Origin of the sequence: Streptomyces mirabilis (assembly GCF_039503195.1) — a bacterium.
Taxonomy (GTDB): domain Bacteria; phylum Actinomycetota; class Actinomycetes; order Streptomycetales; family Streptomycetaceae; genus Streptomyces; species Streptomyces mirabilis_D.
In genome coordinates this window covers 161,466-186,462 of record NZ_JBCJKP010000001.1, presented here as the reverse complement: position 1 = coordinate 186,462, position 24,997 = coordinate 161,466, and the positions used below count along the sequence as shown (strand labels likewise).

Annotated in this window: 23 protein-coding genes and 2 pseudogenes; 16 read left to right on the top strand and 9 right to left on the bottom strand. The window is 69.0% G+C overall.

The features are described from left to right. The first annotated feature begins 43 nt into the window (after positions 1–43). Positions 44–1,177, top strand: coding sequence for an ABC transporter permease (locus AAFF41_RS01030; RefSeq protein ID WP_319754638.1), 1,134 nt, complete (start codon positions 44–46; stop codon positions 1,175–1,177). Between the two features lie 291 nt (positions 1,178–1,468). Here AAFF41_RS01030 and AAFF41_RS01025 read toward each other — a convergent pair whose 3' ends face one another. Then, positions 1,469–2,344, bottom strand: a complete 876-nt coding sequence (locus AAFF41_RS01025; RefSeq protein ID WP_343323242.1) for an ATP-dependent DNA ligase — start codon at positions 2,342–2,344, stop codon at positions 1,469–1,471. A gap of 275 nt (positions 2,345–2,619) precedes the next feature. Between AAFF41_RS01025 and ku the strand changes: the two genes are divergently transcribed. The 3 genes from ku to AAFF41_RS01010 all read left to right on the top strand — a co-directional run bounded on the left by ku (position 2,620) and on the right by AAFF41_RS01010 (position 5,502). After that, the gene (gene ku, locus AAFF41_RS01020; RefSeq protein ID WP_425526087.1) at positions 2,620–3,381 is read left to right on the top strand and encodes a non-homologous end joining protein Ku; all 762 of its coding nucleotides are present in this window, start codon (positions 2,620–2,622) and stop codon (positions 3,379–3,381) included. A gap of 218 nt (positions 3,382–3,599) precedes the next feature. Next, positions 3,600–4,133: an RICIN domain-containing protein gene (locus tag AAFF41_RS01015; RefSeq protein ID WP_343323241.1), complete on the top strand. Its 534-nt coding sequence runs from the start codon at positions 3,600–3,602 to the stop codon at positions 4,131–4,133. A gap of 94 nt (positions 4,134–4,227) precedes the next feature. Beyond that, positions 4,228–5,502 (top strand): IS701 family transposase, encoded by a 1,275-nt coding sequence (locus AAFF41_RS01010; protein ID WP_343323240.1) that lies wholly within the window; start codon positions 4,228–4,230, stop codon positions 5,500–5,502. Positions 5,503–6,071: 569 nt separating this feature from the next. On the opposite strand, the gene AAFF41_RS01005 is transcribed toward AAFF41_RS01010, so the two are convergent. After that, positions 6,072–6,278: a DUF6207 family protein gene (locus AAFF41_RS01005; protein WP_343323239.1), complete on the bottom strand. Its 207-nt coding sequence runs from the start codon at positions 6,276–6,278 to the stop codon at positions 6,072–6,074. Positions 6,279–6,382: 104 nt separating this feature from the next. On the opposite strand from AAFF41_RS01005, the gene AAFF41_RS01000 reads away from it, so the two are divergent. Beyond that, entirely contained in the window at positions 6,383–7,651 is a 1,269-nt protein-coding gene (locus tag AAFF41_RS01000; RefSeq protein ID WP_343323238.1) for a hypothetical protein, read from the top strand. Between the two features lie 20 nt (positions 7,652–7,671). Here AAFF41_RS01000 and AAFF41_RS00995 read toward each other — a convergent pair whose 3' ends face one another. Continuing rightward, positions 7,672–8,019 carry a hypothetical protein gene (locus AAFF41_RS00995; RefSeq protein ID WP_343323237.1) on the bottom strand — a complete coding sequence of 116 codons (348 nt, stop codon included), beginning with the start codon at positions 8,017–8,019 and terminating at the stop codon, positions 7,672–7,674. Between the two features lie 227 nt (positions 8,020–8,246). On the opposite strand from AAFF41_RS00995, the gene AAFF41_RS00990 reads away from it, so the two are divergent. Beyond that, a complete protein-coding gene (locus tag AAFF41_RS00990; protein ID WP_319750876.1) occupies positions 8,247–8,990 on the top strand; it encodes an SOS response-associated peptidase in 744 nt (247 codons plus the stop codon). Positions 8,991–9,396: 406 nt separating this feature from the next. Here the strand turns inward: AAFF41_RS00990 and AAFF41_RS00985 are convergent, their stop codons facing one another. Next, positions 9,397–9,918, bottom strand: coding sequence for a P-loop nucleotide/nucleoside kinase family protein (locus AAFF41_RS00985; RefSeq protein ID WP_319754470.1), 522 nt, complete (start codon positions 9,916–9,918; stop codon positions 9,397–9,399). Positions 9,919–10,374: 456 nt separating this feature from the next. Continuing rightward, a complete protein-coding gene (locus AAFF41_RS00980) occupies positions 10,375–10,890 on the bottom strand; it encodes a hypothetical protein (protein ID WP_319754469.1) in 516 nt (171 codons plus the stop codon). 584 nt (positions 10,891–11,474) lie between these two features. On the opposite strand from AAFF41_RS00980, the gene AAFF41_RS00975 reads away from it, so the two are divergent. Continuing rightward, positions 11,475–11,903: a hypothetical protein gene (locus AAFF41_RS00975; protein ID WP_343323236.1), complete on the top strand. Its 429-nt coding sequence runs from the start codon at positions 11,475–11,477 to the stop codon at positions 11,901–11,903. Positions 11,904–12,275: 372 nt separating this feature from the next. Here the strand turns inward: AAFF41_RS00975 and AAFF41_RS00970 are convergent, their stop codons facing one another. Continuing rightward, positions 12,276–12,437: a hypothetical protein gene (locus AAFF41_RS00970; protein WP_343323235.1), complete on the bottom strand. Its 162-nt coding sequence runs from the start codon at positions 12,435–12,437 to the stop codon at positions 12,276–12,278. A gap of 162 nt (positions 12,438–12,599) precedes the next feature. Here AAFF41_RS00970 and AAFF41_RS00965 point away from each other — a divergent pair, with 162 nt between their 5' ends. Together AAFF41_RS00965 and AAFF41_RS00960 are read left to right on the top strand one after the other, a co-directional pair. Continuing rightward, the gene (locus tag AAFF41_RS00965; RefSeq protein WP_343323234.1) at positions 12,600–13,157 is read left to right on the top strand and encodes a DUF6197 family protein; all 558 of its coding nucleotides are present in this window, start codon (positions 12,600–12,602) and stop codon (positions 13,155–13,157) included. A gap of 107 nt (positions 13,158–13,264) precedes the next feature. Further along, on the top strand, positions 13,265–13,471 hold the full coding sequence (locus AAFF41_RS00960) for a hypothetical protein (RefSeq protein ID WP_319754778.1): 207 nt from the start codon (positions 13,265–13,267) through the stop codon (positions 13,469–13,471). A 603-nt stretch (positions 13,472–14,074) separates the two neighbouring features. Here the strand turns inward: AAFF41_RS00960 and AAFF41_RS00955 are convergent. Then, a pseudogene (locus AAFF41_RS00955) lies at positions 14,075–14,338 on the bottom strand (transposase); the annotation flags it as partial. Between the two features lie 850 nt (positions 14,339–15,188). Between AAFF41_RS00955 and AAFF41_RS00945 the strand changes: the two are divergent. The 7 genes and pseudogenes from AAFF41_RS00945 (at position 15,189) to AAFF41_RS00915 (ending at position 20,833) form a co-directional block, all read left to right on the top strand. Continuing rightward, positions 15,189–15,863: a TetR/AcrR family transcriptional regulator gene (locus tag AAFF41_RS00945; protein WP_343323233.1), complete on the top strand. Its 675-nt coding sequence runs from the start codon at positions 15,189–15,191 to the stop codon at positions 15,861–15,863. Beyond that, positions 15,860–16,575: pseudogene (locus AAFF41_RS00940) on the top strand (SDR family NAD(P)-dependent oxidoreductase). The gene AAFF41_RS00945 and the pseudogene AAFF41_RS00940 overlap by 4 nt, the downstream one beginning before the upstream one ends. A 49-nt stretch (positions 16,576–16,624) precedes the next feature. Beyond that, on the top strand, positions 16,625–17,356 hold the full coding sequence (locus tag AAFF41_RS00935; protein ID WP_343323232.1) for an ABC transporter substrate-binding protein: 732 nt from the start codon (positions 16,625–16,627) through the stop codon (positions 17,354–17,356). After that, on the top strand, positions 17,353–17,577 hold the full coding sequence (locus AAFF41_RS00930) for a hypothetical protein (RefSeq protein ID WP_343323231.1): 225 nt from the start codon (positions 17,353–17,355) through the stop codon (positions 17,575–17,577). The genes AAFF41_RS00935 and AAFF41_RS00930 overlap by 4 nt, the downstream gene beginning before the upstream one ends. Positions 17,578–18,033: 456 nt before the next feature. Next, a complete protein-coding gene (locus AAFF41_RS00925) occupies positions 18,034–18,294 on the top strand; it encodes a muconolactone Delta-isomerase family protein (RefSeq protein WP_343323230.1) in 261 nt (86 codons plus the stop codon). A 152-nt stretch (positions 18,295–18,446) separates the two neighbouring features. Further along, entirely contained in the window at positions 18,447–19,337 is an 891-nt protein-coding gene (locus AAFF41_RS00920) for an NAD(P)H-binding protein (protein WP_319754465.1), read from the top strand. Positions 19,338–19,459: 122 nt separating this feature from the next. Then, positions 19,460–20,833 carry an IS1380 family transposase gene (locus AAFF41_RS00915; protein WP_319754464.1) on the top strand — a complete coding sequence of 458 codons (1,374 nt, stop codon included), beginning with the start codon at positions 19,460–19,462 and terminating at the stop codon, positions 20,831–20,833. Between the two features lie 754 nt (positions 20,834–21,587). Here the strand turns inward: AAFF41_RS00915 and AAFF41_RS00910 are convergent. Both AAFF41_RS00910 and AAFF41_RS00905 read right to left on the bottom strand, forming a co-directional pair. Further along, positions 21,588–22,862, bottom strand: a complete 1,275-nt coding sequence (locus AAFF41_RS00910; RefSeq protein WP_319754463.1) for a hypothetical protein — start codon at positions 22,860–22,862, stop codon at positions 21,588–21,590. Beyond that, entirely contained in the window at positions 22,852–24,954 is a 2,103-nt protein-coding gene (locus tag AAFF41_RS00905; RefSeq protein WP_319754462.1) for a hypothetical protein, read from the bottom strand. The genes AAFF41_RS00910 and AAFF41_RS00905 overlap by 11 nt, the downstream gene beginning before the upstream one ends. Positions 24,955–24,997 lie beyond the last annotated feature (43 nt).

Genomic DNA, 24,997 nt, shown 5'->3' with positions numbered 1-24,997 from the left:
ACTGCGCTCCTCGACCCCAAAGTCTCACAAGCATGCCCTGGACGTGGCCCACCCGCTGCCCCGCCCTGGAACCGCACGCGCCGTCCTGGGCCCCGTAGCGGTCGTCCTGCTGATAGGCACAGTGTTCGTCAGCGTCTATCTCGCCGCCTTCCACGCGCCACGCCCTCATGAACTGCGCGTGGGGACGACGGAGGTCGGCACACATCAGGCGCAGCTGCGCCAGGGCCTCGCGCGCGCCGTACCGGGCGGCTTCACACTCGAGACCTACCCCGACGAATCCACCGCCCGACGGGCTGTCCAGGACAGGTCCGTGTACGCGGCCTACCTCGGCAAGGGGAACCTGCTCTACGCCAGCGCCAACGGAGCCGGCGTCACCGCCACCGTGACCACCGCTTTCGGCGCCGTGGCCCGTGCGGAACACCATCACCTCTCCGTCGAGGACGTTGCCCCGTCGGCGGCGGAGGACACCCGAGGACTCTCTGCCTTCTACGCGGCCTTCGGCCTGGTACTGGCCGGATACCTCTTCGGCATGACGACCTACCAGCTCGCACCCCGGCTCACGTTCCGCTGGCGTATGGCCAGCCTGGCCTTGTTCGGAGCGATCGGCGGCATCATGGTCGCGGTCATCGGCGGGAGCGTGGGGTTCGGTGCGCTGCCCGGCGCCTCCCTGCCCCTCGCCCTCGTCGTCGCGCTGATGGGCGCCGCGGTCGGCGGCACGACGATGGTGCTCCTGCGACTGTTCGGCTCCGCGGGCGTCAGTCTTGCCTCGATACTCCTGCTGATCCTCGGCAATGCCAGCAGCGGCGGGGTCCTGCCCGCGGCGTACCTTCCGTCCTGGCTGCACCCGCTCTCCGAGGTCCTGCCCGTCGGGGTGGGCGTCCGCGCGATGCAGGGGCTGTCCGGGTTCCAGAACGACGGTTTGACCCGCGCCCTGGTGATCCTCCCGCTGTGGGTGCTCGGCGCCGTCGCCGTGCTCTACCTGAAGGACGTGTTCCGACGCGAGGCTCCGAGTGCCGCGCAGAACACGGCCGAGCCTCAGTACGCGGTAGCCCTTCCGGTCGAGGAGGTCGGGGCCGACGCCGAGCCAGCGCGGCAGGCCGGGCCTGGCGGTCTTTCCGGTCTCGGCGGCGGCGGTTTCGATGAGGCGGCGCAGCAGCGCGCGGCGTGGTTCGGGTGAGCGCACTCCGCGCTGTGGGGTCCGATTGAGTCCGACCATGCCCCCTTGTCCAGGTTGGCACCGGCTGTCGTGGAGGGGTGTTCCCCCTTTGACGAGTCTCGCTACCAGCCGCGAACAGACCGCGGACTCGGCCGCCGCTCCGCACGGAGCGGCGAGGGAGACGAGACGATGACGTACACCGCCAGCACCGCTGCTCGGAGACGGCCTGGAGCCCAGTGCCTGCCATGAGGTGTCTTCTCCACGCGACAGCCGGGGAGAAGAGGTGCAGTCGAGCAGAAGCCTGTGGTCGGGTCAGCGCAGGCGGACCACGGTGACCACCGCATGCCGGGTGGTGCCTGCCACGACCTCCACAACAACCTGACCGCTTACGGGTGTGTAGGCGTCGCCGCCCTGCGTGTATGCGCGCCTGGGCTGGGGGACCAGGCGCGGGGCGATCCGGGTGGCCAGGGCTGTGGTCAGGCGCTGGGACAGCGCCACGCGTCCGTCGGGGAGCCGTACGGCGAGTGCCCGCGGCTGGCGCGCGGTGCCGGTGAACCCGGCGAGGGCCGCCTCGATCGTGTCCGCGTGGCGGATCTTCAACCACGCCCCGGTGCGGTTGGCCCGATAGGGGGAGGTGGTGCGTTTGGCGACGATGCCTTCGACGCCCTGGTCGTGGAGGGTGTCGTACCAGGTGAGTGCGGTGTCGCGGTCGGTGGTGGCGGAGACGGCCTGGATCGGGGTGGGCGCGGGCAGTTCTGCCAGGAGGTTGCGGAGGGCTGCGCGGCGCTCGTTGTACGGCCTTGCTCGTATGTCCCCGTTCGGCGGTGGCAGTTGCAGGGCGTCGAAGGCGATGTAGTGGGCGGGGCGTTGGGCGGCGAGGCGGTGGGCGCGGGTGGGGGAGGAGGCGGCTCGGGCTTGTGCGGCCTCGAAGCTGATCCGTCCGTCCTCGGCGACGATGACAGCCTCTCCGTCGAGGACGGTCCCGGCCGGGAGGTGGTGGCCGGCGAGGGCGAGGTCGCCCCATGCGGCGGTGACGTCTCTCCCGGAGCGGGCCTGCAGCCGGACCCCGTCGCCGGTCCGCCACATGATCATTCGGTGGCCGTCGAGTTTCATCTCGTAGCTCCAGTCCGTTCCGGTGGGCAGTTCCGGTACGGACTGCGCGAGGGCGACGGAAACGGGCCAGTCCACCCGTCCAGCCTGCGACGGTGCCAGTGGCAGCGCGCGCCGGCGTCGTCGGGAAGCGGGCCGTGTCGGGGGCTCCTGGGCTGGTGGGGCTCGGGGTTGTTGTGGAGGTCTGTGATGCCCCGACCGCTGTGGAGCGGCGCGATCGGCTTTGAGCTGGTGACCATTCCGGTGAAGCTGATGAGCGCCACCGAGGACCGCTCGGTCCGTTTCCACCAGGTCCATACCGAAGACCTGGGCCGGGTGCGGGTGCGCAGTTCTGCGAGGCGGAGGACCGCGAGGTGTCCGCGGGCGAGATCGGCAAGGGGTTCGAGGTCTCCAAGGACACGCTGGTCGCGGTCACGGACGAAGAGCTGGAGCGGATGCCGCTGCCGACCGCGAAAGCGATCGAGATCGTCGCGTTCGTGCCGGCCGCGTCGATCGATCCGGTGCGGCTGAGCGGCGACAGCTACTTCCTGCAGTACGACGGCCCCGTGGCGGCGAAGCCGTACGCTCTGATCGCCCGGGCGCTGGTCCGCAACACGAAGGTGGCCGTGGCCAAGCTGGCGTGGCACGGGCGTGAGCGCCTGGTGCTGCTGCGGGTGCGGGACGGGGCGCTGGTCGCGCACGTGCTCAAGTGGGACGATGAGGTGCGCGACCCCTCCGAGCTCGCCCCGAAGGACATCACGGTCACGGACTCCGAGATCGACGAGGCGCTGCAACTGGTCGACTCGATGACGACGGACGACATCTCCGGCTACCAGGACGAGTACCGGAAGGCACTCGAGGTGGTCATCGAGGCGAAGGCCGAGGGCCGGCAGCCACCCAAGCCGACCGAGGAGGCCGAGGAGACGGGCGGCCAGGTCGTCGACCTGATGGCGGCCCTGCAGGAGAGCGTCCGCAAGGCCCAGGCAGCGCGCGGCGAGGACGCCGCCGATGCCGAGGTCCACGAGATGCCGAAGAAGACGACCAGGAAGACGGCGGGGAAGGCGCCCGCCAAGAAGACGGCGAAGAAGACGGCGGCGGCGGCGAAGAAGACGGGCCGGGGGCAGCGGGGCGCCTAGGGCACGCCTAGGGCACGCCTAGGGCGTGTCTCCTGATGCGTGAGCGCGTGGCCGGAACCGATCAGTCCAGTTCACCCGCAGGGGTGGCAGGTGCGCCGGGTATCGGCCACACCGGGTGCTCTGACCTTTCCTCATCCCGTCGGCAGGGAAGTCTGAGCGGTGCTGACCAGCGGAGAGTGTGAGAGCTGGCGCGTCCCACGAAGGAGAAGAGAGGCCACGTGATCGGCACCATGATGAGGTCCCTGCGACGGCCGGCAGCGGCCGTAGCTGGCGCAGCAGTCCTTGCCTCCATGATCGGAGCAGCTCGGCCCGCGCAGCCCGCTTACCACCTCATCCAGATCAAGACGTCCACGGGCAAGTGCCTGACCATCAGGAACCAGAGCACCAGCGACGGCGCCTCGCTTGAACAGAACCGGTGCCAGAATCTTCCCGCCCAGCGCTTCAAGAGCATGAACGATGGCGTCGCGAACCCGACCCACGAGATCAGGACGTTCGCGGACAAGTGCCTGACTATCTACGGCACATCCGGGGGTAACGGGATCACTTGGCCGATCATCCAGCAGGAGTGCAGAGAGGGTTCCCTTCATCAGCGCTTCACGTACTTCGCCGAACACGGTCAGCCGGGCATCGGGTTCAGGTCGCTGTCCATGGGACTCTGCTGGACCGTGACCGGCGTCAGCGACGGTGCCAGGATCGAGGGCGATACGTGCGACGGGTCCGACTCTCAGCGCTTCACACTCGTTGATGTGTGAGGCCGCGCCGATGCTCCCCCGCAGCGACACGGTCCGCCTAGTAGGACTCCGTTATGTCTTTCTCTCGGTCCTGTTTGAGGGGATGCTGTGGGGTGTGGATGCATTTGAAGTGAACCGTGCTCGGGCGAAGTTGGCGTTATTCGTGGCTGATGTGTTCGCGTCGGTGCCGCGCAAGGATCAGCGGGCGAAGGGTGACTGCTATCTGCGGGGGCTGATGCTGGACGGGCGGCGTAAGTCGATCCAGGCCATGGCGGAGCGGCTGGCGGATGGCAACGAGCAGAACCTGCAGCAGTTCGTGAACCAGTCGACCTGGGATCCGGTGCCGGTGCGGCGGCGGATCGCGGAGCGGATGGTGCCGCAGATCGGCCCGGCTGCCTGGGCGGTCGATGACGTGTCGTTCCCCAAGGACGGCCGGATGTCGGTGGCGGTCGCGCGCCAGTACTGCGGGGCTTTGGGCAAGCAGGCCAACTGCCAGGTCGCGGTGAGCGTGCACGCGGTCTCCGACACCGCGTCCTGTCCGCTGCAGTGGCGGTTGTTCGTGCCCCAGGAGTGGGCGCACGATGCCGGACGGCGGAAGAAGACCGGGATACCGCCAGGGGTCGGGCACCGGGAGAAGTGGCGCCTGGCCCTGGACACCTTCGACGAGCTGGCGGGGTGGGGTCTGGTGCCGCCGGTGGTGGTGGCCGATGCCGGCTACGGGCAGAACGCCGACTTCCGGGCCGGCCTGAGCGAGCGGGGCATCGGCTATGTCGTGGCGGTCCGTTCGGACGTGACCCTCCACCCGCACGACGCGCAGCCCACCGCCCCGGCCTGGTCCGGAAACGGCCGCAAGCCGCAGCCCCGCTACCGGCACAAGCCGTCCTCGGTGGCCGCGCTGGCCGCCGGCCACGGACGACAGGTGTTCACCGAGGTGAGGTGGCGTGAAGGCTCCCGCGGGCCGATGCGCTCGCGCTTTCTGGCGCTGCGGGTGCGGCCGGCCGGCATCAGGGCCCGCCTGGCCCGGGCCGCCGCCATCGCCGAACACGGCCACTGGGACGGTGTCCTGCCCGAGGTGACGCTGCTGGTCGAATGGCCCCCGGACGCCCCAAAGCCCACCGACTACTGGCTCACCAGCCTGCCCGCCGACACCCCGGTGGCTGAACTGGTCCGCCTGGCCAAGATCCGCTGGCGGATCGAGCACGACTACCGGGAACTCAAGCACGGCCTCGGCCTGGACCACTTCGAGGGACGTTCCTGGGCCGGCTGGCATCACCACGTCACCCTGGTCACCGCCGCCCACGCGTTCCTCACCGAACAGCGCCTGGCCCCAAAAGCCGATACAGCGGACTCACCCTCTACCAGATCCTCGACGCCATCCAAGACCTGCTGAACTGCTGGACCGGCACCTGCACCACCTGCCACCGCCCCTTGCCCAGAACAACCACCACCAGCCCAAACCCAAGAGCCAGAGCAACCTAACGGATTCCTACCAGTTTCCGTCTCCTTGGTCAGCGTCGGGTCCAGATGAGGATGCCGGCGAGGTAGAGGGCGGCCTGGTAAGCGATGGAGACCTTGTCGCGTCGCGTGGCCAGGCCGCGCCTGTGGCCTTGAGGCGGTTGATGCATCGCTCGCCGTGGCGTACCCGAGCCTGATCCCCGCCATGGCATATAGGGGCTCCCTTCCGGGGATCCCCGGGGCATGCGCCAGACTCCCGCCATGAGCACCATGCGACGCCGCCTCGGCACGGGCCCGACCGCCACCAGGAGCACGCCGTCCGCGGAGGAGTCCCCACGGCTTCTGCCCGTCGAACGAGTTGACCTCGGGGAACTCCCAGAGGCTCCAGAGCAGAGCGGTCCAGAGCTGACGCGGTCGCACCGGCGGCCGCTTCGCTCTCCTGCTGCGGGGACTGACCCCGACCACACCACCGTGTAGGCATGACACAGGCCCGGCCGCGACAGGTCAGCTGAGCTCCTGGCGCACATCGAGGTAGCTGCGCAGCCGTACGCCCGGCTCGCCGGGCACCTGTGTCGTACGGTCCGTCGTCGCGGTCGCCCACCGCGCGGCGAGTACTTCCTGCAGGGCAAAGGCCGTCTGGTCGTCGGCGGCCGCGACTTCCACGACGGCGATCCCCGGCTCCGCCACATGTACTTCGCTGATCGGTCCCATGCACGGCACTACGCGCAGAGCCCGGCAGCGGTTCTCCGATCCTGGGGTCTTCACGCGACCGGGTAGGCCCGGGTACGGCGACGGCGGGTGGCTAGGCTTCACCCATGCTGACCAGCGAAGACGAGTCGTACGAGGCCGTCAGGCGACTGGCTGCCGGAGTTGCTCTGGACCAGGCGCTCGATGTGACGGATCCGGAGTCCTGGATCGGCCTTGACTTCGGGGTACGCGAACTGGCCTGGCAGCGGCCGGAGCTGTTCCACTCGAACGCGTCGCCGTCCGGGCGGCGGCTGAGCTGGGATCCGGATGCGTCGCTGCCCACCGTCACTTGGCACCACAGACCCGGTGACGCCGAGCTCGCCCTCGCCCTCTGCCACCCCGACGGCCGGATCCGTGAGGCCGCGCTGGACCATACCGAGGAGCGGCCCGCGCTGCTTGCGCTGGTCGTCATCCGCTGCGCGGACTGGGCGGAGCCGGTACGCGAACGGGCCCGCGTGCTCCTGTCCGAGACGCCCCCGCACCAGCTGGCCGCGCACGCCGCGCTGACCCTGCGGATCGGCCGCCGCCCCCGGGGCGGCTTCGCCCAAGAGCTGCTGACCGGGGCGCTGCGCGCGGGCCCTGCCGCGCAAGCCGAGGCGCTGCTCGACAGCGGCGACCGGGCCACGGGCCGCCTCGCGTACCGCATCGCCGTCGAGCGGCGGCTGCTCCCCGCAGCGCGGCTCGCTCAGACCGCCGCCCGCCACCGCGACGTCGTAGTGCAGGACCTGTGCGCCGAAGCTGCCGTGGCCGCCCTCGGCGAGGGCACCTTCGACGAGTTCAGCGAGGTCGTGATGCAGCTGCTCGGGTCCCGGCAGCCCCGGGTCAGGTCGGCGGGGGTGACCGCGCTGCGCCGGGCCGGGCGGCACGCCGACGCCGAGCCGTACCTCACCGATTGGTCCGCCGTGGTACGGGCGTGCGCCCGGTGGGTGCTGCGACAGGGCGGCACCGACCCGGCGCCGCTGTACCGCGCGCTGTGTACCGACCCCGCAGCCCGGCCCGCCGCCGCAGTGGGCCTCGGCGAGTGCAGGGTGCCTGAAGATGCGGACCTGGTCCGGGCACTCCTCGCGCACCCGGTCCCCGGCGTGCGCGCCTGCGCTTTGGCGGGGCTGCGGGCGCTGGAGGCGGTACGCGTCGATGACATACGACCCCTCCTGGACGACCCGTCAGCGGCGGTGGTCCGGCAGGCGACCGCCGCCCTGTTGCCGTGGGCCGACTGCGTACCGCAGGAACTGCTGCGCGGGCTCCTGGCCGAGGACCGCCCGCGCCACCAGCGGATCGCGGCGGTCCGGCTGCTGCGGGCCGTCGGGGTGCACGCCTGGATTGCCACACGGCTCTGAGCCGATCCGCCGGACAGGCCCTAGACGGAGGCGTCTGCCCGCTTCTGCTCGTGATGGTGCTTGAGCGCGTCGCGGGCGGCCAGTACATCGCCGGGAGCGAACTCGGTCCAGTACGGGTGGCACACGAGAACCTCAGCGAGTTCGAGTTCCCTCGCCCGCAGCCGGGCGATCTCCGCGGCGTCCTCCGGGTCCCAGCCGGGCGAGGCGGGACGGGACGCCGGCCGCCACGCGTTCTCGTGTGTCTCCCGCGCGTCCATCGACTCCACCGACCACGGCACCCTTTCGAAGAGGGCCCGGAGGTCGGCGCGGACCTGATCAAGCTCGTCCTGGGCGTCGATCAGCATCGGGGGAATTTCGTACGTTGCCACGCCCCTACGGTACGTCTGTTCGAACCGGATCTCCGCCCGCCCAGGACGGATTGCGGCAGCTCCTGCGCCCTCGTATTGTCCCCGTCGGCTGGTTGATCGGCTGCTGATGGCTACTCACGCAACCGCTGGAGTCAGCCTCGGGACTGCCTTGCAACGCCGACGGGCACGGCCCGACACGGGCCACCGAACGGCGCTGCGGTCGGCGCCGCCGGTGGCACAGTGGTGCCATGTGCGGCCGCTACGTCTCCACCCGCAGTCCCGAGGACCTGGTCCAGCTCTTCCAGGTCACCGACTGGCGTGCCGAGGAGGCGCTGGCGCCGAACTGGAACGTCGCCCCGACCGACAACGTGTGGGCCGTCCTCGAGCGCGTCCCGCGCGACCAGACCGATGCCCCCGCGGTGGAGCGGGAGTTGCGTCCGCTGCGCTGGGGCCTGGTGCCGTCCTGGGCGAAGGACATGAAAATCGGCGCGCGGATGATCAACGCGCGGGTGGAGACCGTGCACGAGAAACCCGCCTACCGCCGCGCATTCGCCAAACACCGCTGCCTGCTGCCGGCCGACGGCTTCTACGAATGGGAGCAGGCCAAGGACCCCGATACGGGCAAGGCCCGCAAGCAGCCGTACTTCATCCATCCCGAGGACCAGCAGGTGATGGCGCTCGCCGGCCTGTACGAGTACTGGCGCAACCCGGAGGTCAAACAGGACGACGACCCAGCCGCCTGGTTGACGACCTGCACCATCATCACCACCGAGGCCACCGACACGGCCGGCCGCGTTCACCCCCGCATGCCGCTCGCCCTCACACCGGACCACTACGACTCCTGGCTCGACCCCCACCACCAGGACCCCGACGAACTGCGGGCGCTGCTCACCCAGCCCGCCGACGGCCACCTGGACGCCCGGCCGGTCTCCACGGCCGTCAACAACGTCCGCAACAACGGCCCCCAGCTCCTCGACGCGCTCACCCCATAGCTGCTGCCGGACGGCGGCGGAGAACGGTGGAGTACTTGGTGTCGCCCAGGCCGGCTGCAACGGCCTGGGCGAGCTTCTCGGGGGTCACGGGGCCATGCGGTGAGCGGCGGATCGGTCAGTCGAGAGGTTCTTCCTCGACGACGATCAGTAGTAGTCGTTCCGGGTGCGGGCCTCCGTCGGCCCCCGGGCACGATCATGGGTTTCTTCGGGCCTGGCGCTCCGTCGCCGCGGTCAGCTCGTGAGGAAGGCAGCCTTGCGCTGGTCGCACGTGCTGCGACTTTTCGGGGTAGATGACACCGCGGTGCCGGGCTGAGCTGGCCCCCTGGTTGAGCCTGTTCGCACTACTCGACACCGGAAGGTCGTTCTGTGTTGCCACCTGAGGCTGTTTTCGCGTGGCGGGCAGACCTCAGCTCTTCACGGCTTCTGCGATCTGCAGGGCGGCCTGGGCGGGCGTGAGGTGCGTGGTGTCGACGACCTCGGCCTCGCCGTGTAGCCACGTGCGGGCCGCCTCGGCGTAGGGCTCAAGGTATTCGAGACGGAATGGGGAGGGGCCAAGAACAGTGTCCCCCTCGATGCGCCCGCGGAGGGTGTCTTGGTCAGCGTGGAGGACGAAGTGCCGTACCGGGATGGCATGTTGGGCGAGGCCCGTGCTGATCTCGCGCCAGTACTCCTCGACCAGGACGGTCATGGGCATCACCAGAGTGCCGCCGGTGTAGTCGAGTACGCGGCGGGCGGTCTCGACGACGAGCGGCCGCCACGGCGGCCAGTGCTGGAAGTTGCCCGTCCAGGGCAGCCCCGGCGTGATGTCCATGAGTGTCTCGCCGACCTTCTCGGCGTCGAACACCCGTGAATCCGGGATCAGCTGCTGCACGAGTGCACTGGTCGTCGTCTTGCCTGCGCCGTGGGTGCCGTTGAGCCATACGATCATGGAACCCCACGCTAACGCCGTGCGGGCCGCGGGAACGGGCACAGCAGAAATCCGGTACGGCTTCGGCGTTGGGTGCGGCTCGTTTCGAGGGACGACGTTGACCCAGCAGTGAGGGCGAACTGCTGCGGGTCGAAGTCGGGGTAGATGCGTGCGTGCTCCTGGCGGGTATGGAAGCGCCAGTAGTGTTCGAGGTCGCCGTTTCTCCGGGGTCATCTCCGCCAGAACCTCGGCTACCGTCTCCCGAGCGATCCGCAGCCGCTCCAGCCCTTCCCGGGCCGCACTCAGCCGCCCGGACACCTCGGCGAGCTCGGCTTCCAGCGCCTCCACCCGCTTCCGGGCAGTCGCCTCGCGGGCTTCCAACTCCTCGAACAGCGAGCCCATCCACCGCTCCTCTCCCCGCTACCACGGTAGAGACGAGCAGACCAGAGTGGGAGTGGCTGTCTCATTCGGCGACGGCTACGGACGGATGACGATGCTGCTGAGAGTGCCGTTGCCCCACACCGTGGTCTGCATCATCATCCGGCCGTCCAGGGAAGCCACCGTGAATTCCGGAACGAAGCGATCAGTGAAGAGGGTCGCGAAGCCGCTCCGCAGCAAGTCCACCTCGCTCCCCACCAGGTCCCACTCATCGAGTAGTTGGACCCGGAACCACACCTCGTAGAGCTCATCATCTGAATCTTCCCCGAGGCGTGCGCGGCCCACAGCCAGGAGAAACTCACGCTGGTCGTCGAGGAGCCCGTACTCCGTGGCCAAGCGGTGCCAGCCCGCGTTGACCGTGTCTGCGAAGTCCGGAGCATCCAGGTCGGCGACTTCGTCCGGGTCGGAATCGAAGCGCCCGTGCTCGGGCCGGGCGCTCGCAGGCGACACGTACTTCGGCAGTGGGGGCAGCTGAACCTCCTGCTGGACCCGTTCGACGAGTCGAAGCCCGGCAGGTCCGAGCAAGTCACCAATTTCGGTATCAGTCAGAATCACGGCAGCACAGTAACTGCAGGTCACACCGCCCACACTGGATTTTCGGGTGTCCCAGGAACCCAGGCGGCTACGACCCGCTGGTCACGAGTTCCCTCGAGACGAGCCGCACCCAACACAAATACAGGGGCCCCGCCGATGCATCGGCGGGGCCCCTGTGCCTGAGTAAGAGGTGCTGCCTGCACTATACCCAGGCTCAGCCACGATCACCGTCCCGAACTGCTCCTTCTAGGTCACGCATAGAGGTGCGTCGCCCTGAGCGGGTGACGTCTGGGGCGCGCCTGAACTGCGGGTTTCCGAGGGTGGCGCTTACGAGCTACGCCATGGTGGCGGCCACGGTCTCCAAGACGGCGCGCTGCCGCGGGTCGATGGGTACAACGGCCTGGCGCAGCGAGTGAAGCGTGGTCCCTTCGGCACACAGCCTGCACAGCCCGAGGACGGGGACCGGGACTCCTGCCTCGGACACCAGCTGCGATCATCCGACCGTCGGCCTAGGTGGCCCGTCCGGGCGGCAAACTACCCCCGGACGGTAGAGTCACCGATGGTGCAGAATTGCGATCATGAAGTCACCATGAACCACTCATTGCATGATCAGACACGCGATGCGTACGCTCTGCGCCGCCACCCTCGTGGCCGCTCCCCTCGCCCTGACCGCGACGCCTGCACAAGCCCTGACTTCATGTACGGTCAACGGCCTTCCCGTGTCCGGTACGACCGTCACTGGTACTGCCGGCCCCGACTACATCAGCTGCGGCGCTCTTGCCGTGGGCGATAGCGTCGACGGCTTGGGCGGGGGTGACTACATCGTCATCAACGGCATCGTTGCCGGCACCGTCGACGGCGGCGCCGGCGGTGACTCCATCACGGCCAACGCCGGTACCACGGCGACCGGCAGGATCCTCGGCGGCGCCGACGGCGACTTCATCTCCGTCGGCCCGAACGCCGGCACCGTCGACGGCGGACTCGGGTCGGACTTCTGCCGAGTCGCTTCCGGTAACCCCCCCATCAACTGCTGACCAGCAACGGGTTCGGCGGGCCAGCCAACTGCGACGCTCAGAGTGGCCAGATAGCGCGCCACAAACGCGGCGGCCACCCGGCCCGCTGCTCCCGCTCGGCGCATTCCGTCACCTCCGGAGCCGCATTTCGTCGTTTCCCCCACCCGCGAGGGGGCCCAGCCGTGCATCGGCTGGGCCCCCTCGCGGGTGGGGAAACACCGCTCGTGGCCGTATCGATCTCCGCCGTCGTCCTGGTTAAGGGCGGCTGTCCGTGTCGGCTCGATGCTGGCCTGCACCCTGTTCGGCCTCACCCTCGCCGCCACCGGCCTGGCCCCGGCCATCAACAGCAGCCTCGCCTCGCCAGACTGATCTCCAGCTTCTGACCGGAGGGAACTATGCCTCTGTCCAGGGCGGGTCGGGGGTGTAGTTGAGTTCGTCGCAGAAGCGGCAGTCCCGCTCCGAGGGGATCTCCCACTTGTCGACCCAAAAGCCGACCTGCTTGCCCACGAAGTAGTTCTCCCCGCCGCACCACCCGCAATCGAAGACGAACTCCACCCGATCCCCTTCCCCGCCCCAGTTCCTTCGAGGATGCCGGGGATGCGGGTGCGGTGGCTACCCGCCCGTTCCTGCCAGCACCCATCTCCCTCAATGCGCGACGGCGAAGGGCGCCGCCGGAGAACGATCCTGGCGGCGCCCTTCGGCGTGCCTGGAGCCCTGATGCCTCAGACCACGTCCTCCCCTGCCATAGACCACCCCGCCCCGACCCTCCAGGCCGCCGCGCCGCCGGTGGAACTGTCCCTCGAGGAGCGACTCGCCCTCATTGACGCGGCGATGACCGTACGGCTGGACGAAGCGGCCGTCGCCTACGAGGTCAACACCGCCCACATCCCCACCGAGCCCGTCGACCTGGCCGACGTCATCACCGGCCCCCTCGGCACCGGCACCGGCCCCGCCCCGCTGCCGGACCTGTACCCGACCCCGGTCGCCGCCCTCCTGCAGCGCGCGCACCACCGCCTCGTCAGCGGCGGCTGGTGCAAAGACGCCCTGGTCGACGCCGACGGAGCCCGCTGCATGCTCGGAGCCATCCGCATCGAGGCCCGCGGCGACGACCGCCTGGAAGCCGACGCGGCCAGCATGCTCCTGGACGCGATCCGCAGACAGTTCGGCGGCGACGTCGAATCCGTGCCGTCCTTCAACGACGCACACGGCACGTCCCGCGTCCCGGTCCGCATGGTCGGCCAGGCCGCCGGCCTCGCCGACGCCCGCGGCCTGTAACGCCGCCCCGGACCACCTGCCTCGTACCCGAACCCCGCTCTACGGGTCGGGCGCGGGGCAGGCCGCCCGGCCTCAGCACTGCCCGCCGACATCCAAGGAGATGAGTCGTGGCAAAGGGTCCCGCCGTCATAGGTGTGCTGACCGAACCGCCCCAGCCGACCTGGTGGAAGGCCAACCGGCACAAGGTGCTGCTGGTGGTCGGCCTGCTGGTCGGCTACTGGATCGGCACCCATCTGCACGGCGCCCCGGCATCACAGCCGGAGTCCCCCAGCCCGGGCCCGCAGCACGAGCGCACCGACCCCGGCCCGGCCTGACCCGACACCTTTCTGCGCCCCGCCCGCCGCTCCGTCCGGTGCGGGGCGCAGTCCTGTCTGCCCACCGCGATCTGGAGGACCTGCCCGTGCTCATCCCCCGCCCGCGCCGCCGGATAGGCCGGCCCCACCCGCAGCGGCCCGGCCCCCGCTACCCGCACCGCCCTGCCCGCATCGCTCCGGCCTGGAACCGGTGATGGACAAGCCCACTTTCAGCGGAGACGTGCTGCTGGGAACTGGAGTTCCAGCGGGTTCGGCAGGCCCCGTAGCGACCGCATTGCCGCATGTGCGCAGGTGAACATGCTGCTTGGCACGGTTGGGCGACGGCGGCGGGTTCTCGCAGTTATGGGCAGATTCCGCGAACGGATCCAGCATCCTGCCCATCCCCGCAGGAATCCGGAAGTTGCTGCCTAAGCAATCCAGTCCTCGCCGTGCCGATGGCGGTCCAGCTCCACGGTTGCGAACTCGTCCGTGGCCGCATCGGCCACCACACCCAGTCTCCGGAGGGCCTGCGAGATCGGGCTGCCGGCGGATCCGAACGGCTGTCCCTCCAGTACATGGAGTGGTCCCAGTACGACGGCTCCATCAGCCCAGACGGCAGCGTGGGACCCGCTGGGTCGTGCCATCCGCTTCCCACTTCGCGTAGTAGTCATAGACGGTTTTGTACGGCGGGAAGTCGTGCGGCAGGTACTCCCAGGGAATGCCGGTTCGGTTGACGTAGAGGATCGCGTTGACGATCTCCCGTAAGTCGTGGACCCGGGCCGCCGTACCGGGGCCGGTCCGGCCGGCTCGCCAGGCCGTGAAAACCGGTTCGATCAAGGCCCAGCGAGCATCAGAGACATCACTGCGGTACGGGCGACGAGCGTTCACGCCTCGCTCAACGACAGCCATCCCCGACAGTCACAAAAACATCCCTAACTACCAACTACCTAGATCAGATGCCCTCTTAACCTCGGGCTTTCACGAGGAGTGCTGTCCGGCTCGTGATCGAGAAAGCAGAAAGTGCCTCTGAGGTGCAGCGACAGGACTTGCTGAGGGTCCTGCACGTGGTAGGGGAAGTGGCACTTCCAGAGTGAAGAAGAGCAGAGGGTCCGACCGGCGTGTCCGTGCCGAAGGCGGCGGCAGCGGGGTGGTTTGTGCCAGGCCGGGGCGGTACTGCTGGTCGAGACAGTCCGCACGTCAGGTCTGATCGGTGCGATATCGGCGGCGTTGGCGCCGTAGCGCAAGCCCCGGGCCGGGGACGATCCGAGCAAGACCCTGCCGGATGTGGCTCTCGACGCTCTGGCCGCATCCGGGCCTAGGCCAGGCCTAGGGCCCTCGTGGCGATTTGCACGGCGCGAGTAAAGGTGCGGACGCGGGTCCGGGAGATAGCCGGAGCGAGCAGTCCGGCCGCAGATAGCCAGGTCATCGTGGACATCGACGGCGTACTGGCCCTCGCACACTCCAAGGAGCAGGACGCCACCGCGACCTGGAAGAAGCCCCCAGGCAGCACCAGGACCTGGTACGGAGCCAACGCACGAAATGTCTTGCCTACGGCTGTCAGAGATCTCCGGCTACTTCTTCCTGACCGGCTCGACGTCGAACAGCCCATCCGCCATGCATCACCTCGCATGAATGATCACGAACCAGCGGCGGGTTGCCAGCTATCGAGGCAGGCTCCAAGCCCCTACACGCCCACCTGCCTTGACAGCACAGGGGGCGGGGACCCACGCTGGAAACTATGGAAACCACATCAGTTTCGAAAGTTTCCAAGGGTGACCAGCGTCGGGCTGACGTGATTGTGGAGGCGGCTGGCCGGCTGTTCTTCGCGCCGGGTTTCGCGCGGGTGACCATGGACGATCTCGCTCGTGAGCTCGGGATGAGCAAGAAGACGATCTACCGTCATTTCCCGGACAGGCGCAGCCTGCTGGCCGCGGTGCTGGAACGGACGTTCGCGGGGGTGGAGCGCACGCTGGCGGCGGCAGTCGAGGACGCAGAAGGGCAGCCGTTCGGTATGCGGGTCCAGCGGTTTTTGATCGCTGCGGGCAGTGAGCTCGGGCGGATCGGCGCGGCTCAGCTCGCCACCGGACGCGGCGGCGACGCGATGCTCCGCCAGTATGTGGAGCAACGTATGGACGCGGTGGTCTACCAGCGGCTCGACGAACTGTTCAGGGAAGGCTACCGGCGGGGACTGCTGTCGGCGCCACCTGCGCTGCTGGGTGAGATCACCCGGGGTGCGTTGGAGCGGCTGGTCACCTCCCGGTTGCCGCGCGAACTCGACTGGACAGCGGCCGATCTGCTGCGGGCGACCGTCGACACGGTGCTCTACGGAGCGATCCGCTCAGGACACGCTGACGAACAGCTCCGGGCGGTCATCCCGTCGGCCCGCGATGATGAGAAGGCGGCGGGCTCATGACCGGGGCAACCGGCAGGGTGGCATTGGGGACAGGGGCCAGCAGCGGAATCGGCGCAGCCACCGCACGCCTTCTGGCCGTGCGGAGGATGCGCGTGGTGGTCAGCTACCTCCGCAACAGCACGGCGGCCGAACGGGTCGTGACCAGCATCGAGGCTGCGGGCGGCCAGCCATGGCCGTGCAGGCCGACGTGCGCGAGGTAGCTGCGATCGACAGCATGGTCGAGCAGGTCCGGGCGGCATGGGGCGGCATCGACGTGCTCGTGCACAACGCGCTCGGCCCGTACGCGGTCACGTTGTTTCGGGACATGGCGTGGAAAGAACTGGGCGGCAAGCTCGACGCCGAGATGCGTGCGGCGTTAGCGGTTACCAAAGTCGTCTAGCCCGCCACGACCGCACAGGGCTGGGGACGCATCGTCTATCTCAGCACCGGCCTCAGCCGCCGGCCCTGGGAGAACAGGATCGCACTCGGGACGGCCAAGGCCACACTGGAGCAGTTCGCCCGGTGCCTCGCCCAGGAACTGGACCCGCAGGGCATCACGGTCAACGTCGTCGCGCCCGGGCCGGTGGAGGACACCCGAATGGCCCGCATGCCGGATGTCTTCGACGACGAGGACAAGCAGCGGCAGGCGGCCGCCCCCTGGGCTGCCTGGCACACCCCGCCGACGTCGCCCAAGCGGTCGCCTTCTGCTCCGGCGAGGACAACTCCTTCATGACCGGCACCACGGCCGCGGCCAACGGCGGCATGGCCATGTACTGCACCCGTTGTCCTGCGCGCACGGGGCCATAGCGTCCCGGTCTGGCCAACGGCCGGACCGCATCCGGCACATCGTCACCCCAAAGGAAGACGTTCATGCACACGATCGATCTAGCCTACGTCGGGCGGGGCCCGCACGAGGAACTGGTCACCTACATCGCGACCAGCATGACTTCTACGCCGACGAGGGCGTCCACGTCGCACTGCGCGACGGCTGCACCTGGGACGCGGAGCGGCTGCGCCGCGGCGCAGCCATCGGACTCGGCCGGACACTGCTGTCCCGACTTGGCGATGGAATCCCCTGGGTCGCGCTCAATGTCAACACCGCCCGCCCGCTGTTCTGGTTCCTCGCCCGCTCCGGCCTGACCTCCCTGGCCGACCTGGCCGACCAACGGCTGGCGGTAACCCCTCCTCACACCGGCCCCGGGGTCTTCACCCGGATCATTCTGCGCCAGGCCGGTCTCGACCCGGACCGCGACGTGCAGAGCATCGTCCGCTGGCCCGGCGACCACAGCATGGACCTGCGCCGGCTGCACAACGGGAGTATCGACGCCGCCGTGGTCGGCGACACCATGGCACCGGAGGCGATCGCCGCCGAGCACGGCTGGCAGTTGCTCGCCTTTGTCGGCGACCACTTCCAGATTCCCACCGTGGGCGTGGCCGTCGACCCCACCTACACCGACCCGGAGGACCCCGCGGTCCAGGCGGAGTACGAGCCCACCGGCGCGCCCTGCAGGTGATCCACAACGACCCCGACACCACGGTGCGGCACATGCAGACCTTCCTCGGCCGACACACCGCGGACGAAGTTCGAGCGCACTACGAGAAGTTCATCGCACCCTATTTCACCACCGACGGCCAAACCGACCTCGCCGCCGCAGACACCGCGATCACCACGGTCGCCGCCGAACTCGGCGTCCCCGCCACCTTCACCGCGGCCGAGTTCTACCGCACCGCTTAGTAGTCGAAGGTAGTCAGTGGGCGGCTGACCACCTGGCCGGTCCGGAAGATGCACCACACCGTGGCGGCAAGGGCCCCGACGCGCTGGGCCACCCCTACGACGGCACCCTGGACGGCGCGTGCTCCGTGGTGTTGCAGGTCGAGGGGCACTTTCGCAGTGTCGTTGACCGATGCGACGAGCTCCGGATCGGCCGGGACCCAAAGGATGGGCATTCCGGCCGGGACGCATACCAGGGACGGCAGGTCTCCGGCATACCGGTCGCCGCGACCCGATCGCCACCGCACCGGCCGAAGACGCAGTCCTAGACCTCCAGGCGGCAGGCGCACTCCACATAGCGGCCTGTTTGCATGCGGACAGAACCGACTCTTCCGGCAGCCTCAGGGCCCCTCGCAGACGATCGCGAAGCCCTGCGTCCCCCGAAGAAACAAGCCCGAAGGAACAAGAGAGGAAGAGACCATGAAGGAGTTCCTGGTCGAGCTGACCGTCAGTGTGCCCGAGGGAACCCACCAAGCAGAAGTCGACCGGCGCCGCGCCGCCGAAGCTGTGCGAGCCAAGGAGCTCGCCGCCGAAGGTCACTTGTTCCGGCTGTGGCGCCCAGTCGGGGAGGATCGTGTCATCGGCGTGTGGCGCGCCGACGACGAGGCGGAGTTGCGTGAGAAGGTCCTCGGAAGCCTGCCCCTGCAGCCCCACCCCAACGATCCGGACCTGACCGGATGAGTGTTTTGGTGCGGCACCTCACGGCCACCGCTCACTGTGCTGATCAGGACCACCGCACTGAAGCGGGAGTCCATGCCTTGAGAAGCCATCCGCTTACCGAATCGGAAACAGGGGTTCCGCGATCGACAGCGGCCCGGGACGGAGGCAAACCCATGTCTGACAAGAACCATGCCACGGTGGCGGTCACCGGGGTGACCGGGGCGCTGGGCAGCCGGATCGCGGCCCGACTCGCCGGCCACGGAGTTCCCCAACTCCTCGTCGGACGCAGCCCCGACCGCATGCCCGAACTGCCCGGCGCCCAACGTCGCGGTCCGGCCGCCTACGCCGACGCCTCCGCCATGCGCAAGGCGCTCGAAGGCGCGTCGACCCTCATCCTGGTCTCCGGACACCGAACGGGGCACCGGCTGGAGGAACACGCCACCGTGGTCGAGGCCGCGATCGCGGTCGGCGTGGACCGCGTCCTGTACGTGTCCCTCGTCGGCGCAGCGCCCGCCGCCACCTACACCAACGCCCGCGACCAGTGGCTGACCGAACAGTTCCTGGCAGGGGCCGGGATCCGCCACACAGTGCTCCGGGCGGGCTTCTACACCTCGGCGCCGGCCGCCCTCGCCGACGAGGAGTTCGTCGTGAGCGGCCCCGCGAGCACCGGCCGGGCCGCCTTCGTCACCCACGAGGACATCGCCGACGTGATCACGGCCGTCGCCCTCGACGAGGGTCCCCGCTCCGAGCACGACGGCGCGACCCTTGAGATCACCGGGCCCGAAGCCCTGACCCTCGACGAAGCAGTCACCAGGATCGCCGCAACCACCGGCCGGCCCTACCGCTTCGAACCCGAGACCCTCGAGGACGCCTTCGCGCGGCGATGGGGACTGGGCATGAGCGGGGAACAGATCGAGACCTGGATCTCGTGGTACCAGGCGATCGAGAGGGGCGAGGTTTCCGTGGTCACCGACGTCGTCCCCCGGCTCACCGGCTCACCGGCGACCCCGATCTGGAACGCAGCCTGGTGGCCTGCGCCGAAGACAGCGCGCGGTACCCGCTAATCTCGCGCTTTCACGAAGCGGGCTGTCCGGCGACTGATCAAGAAAGCAGAAAGTGCCTCTGACCAGTGAGAATGAGGATTGCTGAGGTCTTTGTTCCCGCCACCGTCGGAGGCACTTCCCAGGTGAAAAAGCGTATCGGGTCCTACCCGCGTGACCGCGTCGAGGGCGGCGGGGCAGTGGTCTCGCAGGCGGGAGCCGTGCTGCTGGTCGACACGGTCCGCAAGACCGGGCTGGACCAGGCGATATCGGCGGCGCTGTCGCCCTGGCGCAAGCCCCGTGCGGTGCACGATCCCGGCAAAGTCCTGCTGGATGTGGCAGTCGCGGTCGCACTCGGCGGAGACTGCCTCGCTGACGTGGGAATTGTGCGGGCCGAACCGGGCGTGTTTGGGCGGGTGGCGTCCGATCCGACCGTCTCCCGTCTCATCGACACCCTCGTCACGGCGGGAGACAAGGCCCTGGTGGCAGTCCGCTCGGCGCGCGCTGAGGTCCGTGAATACGTATGGAAGTTGGCCGGTGTCTCGGCGCCGAATGGCGGCGGGCAGGTGATCGTCGACCTGGACGGGGTGCTCGTTCTTGCGCACTCCGATAAGCAGGACGCCGCCGCGACGTGGAAAAAGACGTTTGGGCACCACCCGCTGATGGGCTTCGTCGACCACGGAGCGAGCGGCAGCGGAGAGCCGGTCGCGGGCCTGCTGCGGCCGGGCAACGCGGGCAGTAACACCGCCGCCGACCACGTCACCACCGCCGGGCTCGCGCTGGCCCAGCTGCCGAAGAAGTACCGGCGCGGACGCCAGACGCTGATCCGCTGTGATTCGGGCGGTGGCACCCATGAGTTCGTGGCCTGGCTGACGAAGCGTGGCCGGTGGCTGTCGTACTCGGTCGGGATGACCGTCACCGACGCCATCCACCAGGCAGTCCTCAAGGTTCCCGCGTCCGCCTGGACGGTGGCCGTCGAGCCTGGCGGCGAGGTCCACGACGGCGCCTGGGTGGCCGAGCTGGACGGAGATGTGCTCAAGGACTGGCCCAAGGGCATGCGGCTGATCGTCCGCAAGGAACGCCCGCATCCCGGCGCCCAGCTGCGCTTCACCGACGCCGACGGGATGCGGCTGACCTGCTTCGCCACCAACACCAACAACACGCCGATCGCCGTACTGGAGCTACGGCACCGCCAACGTGCCCGCGCCGAGGACCGCATCCGCGCCGCCCGCGCCACCGGCCTGCGCAACCTCCCCTTCCACGACAGTGCGCAGAACCGGATCTGGCTGGAGATCGTCCAGATCGCCCTCGACCTGCTCGCCTGGATGCCGATGCTCGCCCTGACCGGCCAAACCCGTAGATGGGAACCCCGCCGCCTGCGCCTGCGGCTTTTCTCCGCCGCGGCCCAACTCGTCACCACCGCCCGCCGCCGGTACCTAAGATTCGCGGCCCACTGGCCCTGGACCGACCTCATCACTGACGCGACCGAACGGCTCCACGCCCTCCCGAACCCCGGCTGACCAGCAGATCCCACCATCCCGACGAGCCTGGACCACCCCTCCGGAGCTGTGGAACCCGGCGCCTACCCGACGCGACAGCCGGGCCGCTGGCCTGCCCACCAACACCCAGACAAGCCAAAACGGCCGGACGGACGAACCCTCCGACCGCCATGAAAGATCGAGGCTAGGACCGTCCTCAAGATCAAGTAATGGCGTCCGATTGAATTTTCGCTAGAGCGACCAGTCCGCCCAGTTGCCCCTGCGGCCCCGACGGACAGCCGCTCGGCTTTGACGGCCATTCAGCTCAGCGTGTGTGGCGACCAGAAGCCGGCCACGACCTCCGGCGGGAGGCTTGAGCGTCGAGGAGTGGCTCTCAATTTCGCCGCCCTGATGGCTCCGAATCATCCTGCCGAAAACACCTTGGGATTCACGAGATCGCTGACAGAACCAATTTCAGGAATCCTCATCAAACCCCGCCTGCGCGGGGAGGACAGAAGCGCGCGGGCGTCCAGAACCCGCGCGGCTCACCCCCGCCTGCGCGGGAGGACTCGCAATTCACGGAGATAGACGACGAACTCCGCGGCTCACCCACGCCCGCGCGACCGTTTCAGAATGAGGTGCGTAGTCGTCTCAAGTCCGGTCACAGCACTCCTAGCGGATCCTGCCGAGCCGGAACGCAGAAGCGGCGGGGTACCGGAAAGCCATCCGGCACCCCGCCACGGTCGACGACACGGTCACCGCGTCGCGTCCGAGCGCGGCAACGCGGGGCCGCGCGTCAGGGGGGCAGGAGGTCGTCGGCGGTGTACGGGTGGAGATGGAGGGGGAACGCCAACCGCCGGGTGACGAACCACTCGGCCATCGGCCCGCTCAGGCGCGCCAGCTCCCCGGGGTCGAGGACGGCCAGCTCATACGTCTCGGCGAACCATTCGGCCCGGTTCACCTTGGAGTACTCCGTGAAGGGCTTGAATCCGGACGCCCGGACCACCCACTGGAAGTACTCCAGGTACCGGGCGGATCCGCCGTACGCGAGGGCCTGTCGCAGCACCTTCGGCGTCTCGGCGAAGAGCATGTCGCAGACCTTGAGGAACCCCAGGCACTGGGCGCGCAGACCGGGGGTGCCGAAGGTGGCCTTCGCCAGCAGTAGGTCCCCGTAGGCCTTGATCTCCTCGTCGATCTCCTTGCCCACCCCGTAGGCCCAGCCGCCGAGGTCCTCGCACGCGTTCCGGGCGCCGTTGACGACGCGTCCCCATCCGGCCATCTCGTCACGCGAGACGCCGTAGCGTTCGAAGACGTCCGTGTAGGCCCAGAGGTCGTCGAAGTCCCGCCGGAGCGATTCCAGGTGCTCGCGGAGGCGCGCGTAATTGGACGTCCAGCGCCCGTGGAGCCGTAGGACGAATTCCCTCACCTTCGGCGCGTCCGCGTCGGTCGGCACGAACCGGTCGGCCTGCGCGACGGCCTCGCCGTGGAGAGCGAGGACCCGGTCGACGCCGTCGAGGAACGCTCTCCTGTTCCCGCGCACCAGGGTCGCTTCGGCGCGCAGATGACCCAGCTCGTGCAGGAGGGGGAAGTTCTCCCGTGCTTCGAAGAACACTCGTTTGTCGAAGGCGGCGTCGTAGAAGTGGATGTGCTTGACGTCTGTGTACCCATAGACGTTCTCGCCGTCCTTGGCGTCATTCCACTTGTAGTGAGAGTTGGCCTCGACACGGCCGAGGGGACTGGAGAGATCGCCTTCCCGGTACATCCAGCAGTCCCGCAGAACCCCCAGGTCCCATTCCGGAACGCAAGCCAGCTGTTCCAGGATCCGGGTCGCCTCGGCCGCCGTCCACCGGCCGTCGCCGTCGTTCAGGGTCACGCCGTACCGCTCCGCGACATCGGCTTTGATCTCCGTGATGCCGCGAGCGGGGGGCAAAGCGCCCGCCAGGACCCTGTCCTCGCCGCCCAGGGCAGCGGGGTCGAGCACCTTCACCTCGTCCCCCGCCGTACCCGGCAGCACCGCCTGCGCCCGCAACGCCCGATCGGACCGCGGATCCCGCGCGGTTTCATGGAACACGGATGCCGTCCGTCCCACTCGGGGTGCCGTCGCCGTCGGCGCCGCCCGGGACGCCGGCGCCCGGCATTCCCGTCACCGCGGCGTGGTCGATCTGGTTGACGATCTGCGGGCGCACGAACATCTGCTGGTACAGCCGCATGCGCTGCTCGTCGTTGTCCGACACGATCTTCAGCGCCAGCCGCAGCCGTTCTGCCTCCAGTTCGCGGAGCTGGTTCGCCGCCTCCTTGGCGCGTACCTCCTGCTCCTGCAGGCCGGTCGAGTAGGTGTCCAGGCCGTTGCCCTCGCCGAGGAAGGCCTCCACCACCACGCCGTCGGTGCGCAGTACGTGCTGCTCGGCGCCAACGATCACGCCGGGCACCGTCAGCGTCCGCCCGTCCGGCGAGGGGTAGGAGGAGGTCGCGTCCGGGTTGACGCGGGCGTAGGCGGTGGCGGGGTCGTCGCCGTCGCGGACGACCTCCACGAAGTCGGCCCGCGTCTCGCCGCGGTGGTCGGTGATCCCGCGCAGCTGCCCGAGCAGGTTCTCGTACACCGCGTCGACCCGCTCGGGCAGGACGCAGTCCTCCAGCAGGCGCCGGAGCTCGCCGAGCGGGACCTCGTCGCGGGATTCCGCGTGACCGTTGAAGAACGCCACCCGCACGTCCACCAGATGCAGCAGCGACACATACTCCTGGTTCATCTGGCGGAAGACGAAGTTGAGGGTGCGGCTGACGTTGATGTTCTCCAGGGTCCGTTCGACCGCCTGCTCCTCGCCCTCCTCCAGCTTGGTGTCCAGGCTGGTGTCGACCTGGATGTCGCGGCGGGAGGTCGCGCGTGCGGCGTTCTGGCTGACCGCGTTGGTGAGGTTCTTCGCGAACTCCTCCCGGGCGCTGTTGTTGCCGCCGGAGACGCCGCCGCTCACCTTGGCCTTCGCGCTGCCCCAGCCCCAGGTGGCCTGTCCCTCGGCCTCGGCGGACGCCCGGTACTCGAAGTTCTTGCTGGCGTTCTCCTGCGTGGACTGCTCCCGGTTGACGCTGTTGGTGAACTCCTGCTCGGTCTCGCTGTTGGTGGAGTCCAGGATCGACGACGCCTGCTGGAGGGCACTGCTGGACCGCTTGTAGGTGTTCAGCCGGATGTTCGTCCGCTCGCCCGGGAGCAGGGAGAACGTCTTGATCACCCGGCCGGCCCCGTAGCGGGCGGGATAGGCGGTCAGCCGGTAGTTCTCGACGAGGACGAGCCCGGGGTGGCAGTGCGCCGGGACGTCCAGGAAGCGGTAGTCGTACTCCCCGGTGACCCCGCGCTGGACCGCCAGGCGTGCGCCGGACAGCAGTTGTTTCACCACGGTCGTCTCGTCCAGCGGCGCCAGCGCCGCCATCACTCCGGCCAGCCCCGCCGCGTCCTGCGCGCCGCCGATGTTCGGGAACACCGCGGGGTCGAACCAGCCGGTGGACTTGGCGGTGCGCCACGCGGCGCCGATGCGCTCCGGGGTCAGCGCGATCGGCGGCACCCGGGTGATCGGCGTCTCGTAGCCGGAGTCCGGGTCCTCGTAGCCGTGCAGGTACAGCAGCGGCGTGTCGGCGTCCGTGGCGGGCAGGTCCCGCTCCCGGCGGTTGAGGGTGGTGTCCGCGACCGGCCGCTGGGCCAGGGTGAAGTTGATGGAACGGCGGTTGAGCGCCACCACCAGGGCGTCCCCGAAGTCGAGGGTGAGGATCAGGTCACGGACGTTCACGCTGTTGCGGTAGTTGAACCGGAACGTCAGCGACGTCCCAGGGAAACGGTCGAGTGTCAGGGGCACGCCCACGGCGTCGCCGCCCCACGGCCGCTTCGGGTTCTCCACCACGAGGTCCTGGACGTGCTCTCCGGTCTCGTTGAAGATTTGGCAGGTCAGCTCCAATTCCTCGTCCACGACGCGCAGACCGAACGATGTCGTGGAGACCGGAATCCCGATGTTGGGAGCGACGTGGTAACTGATTCCGAGGAACTGGAGCCAGTCCTGGTCGTCCACGCCCAGCGGGATGACGTACTGGCCGCGGTGGACCGCCGGTTCGGGCAGGTCGTCCCCCACCGCGGCGATCGCCGGCGACCATGACTCGATCTTCGCAGAACCCTCTGGCATGTTTCCCCCCATATTGGCCTTCGGACTCGACAACGTTTCTACG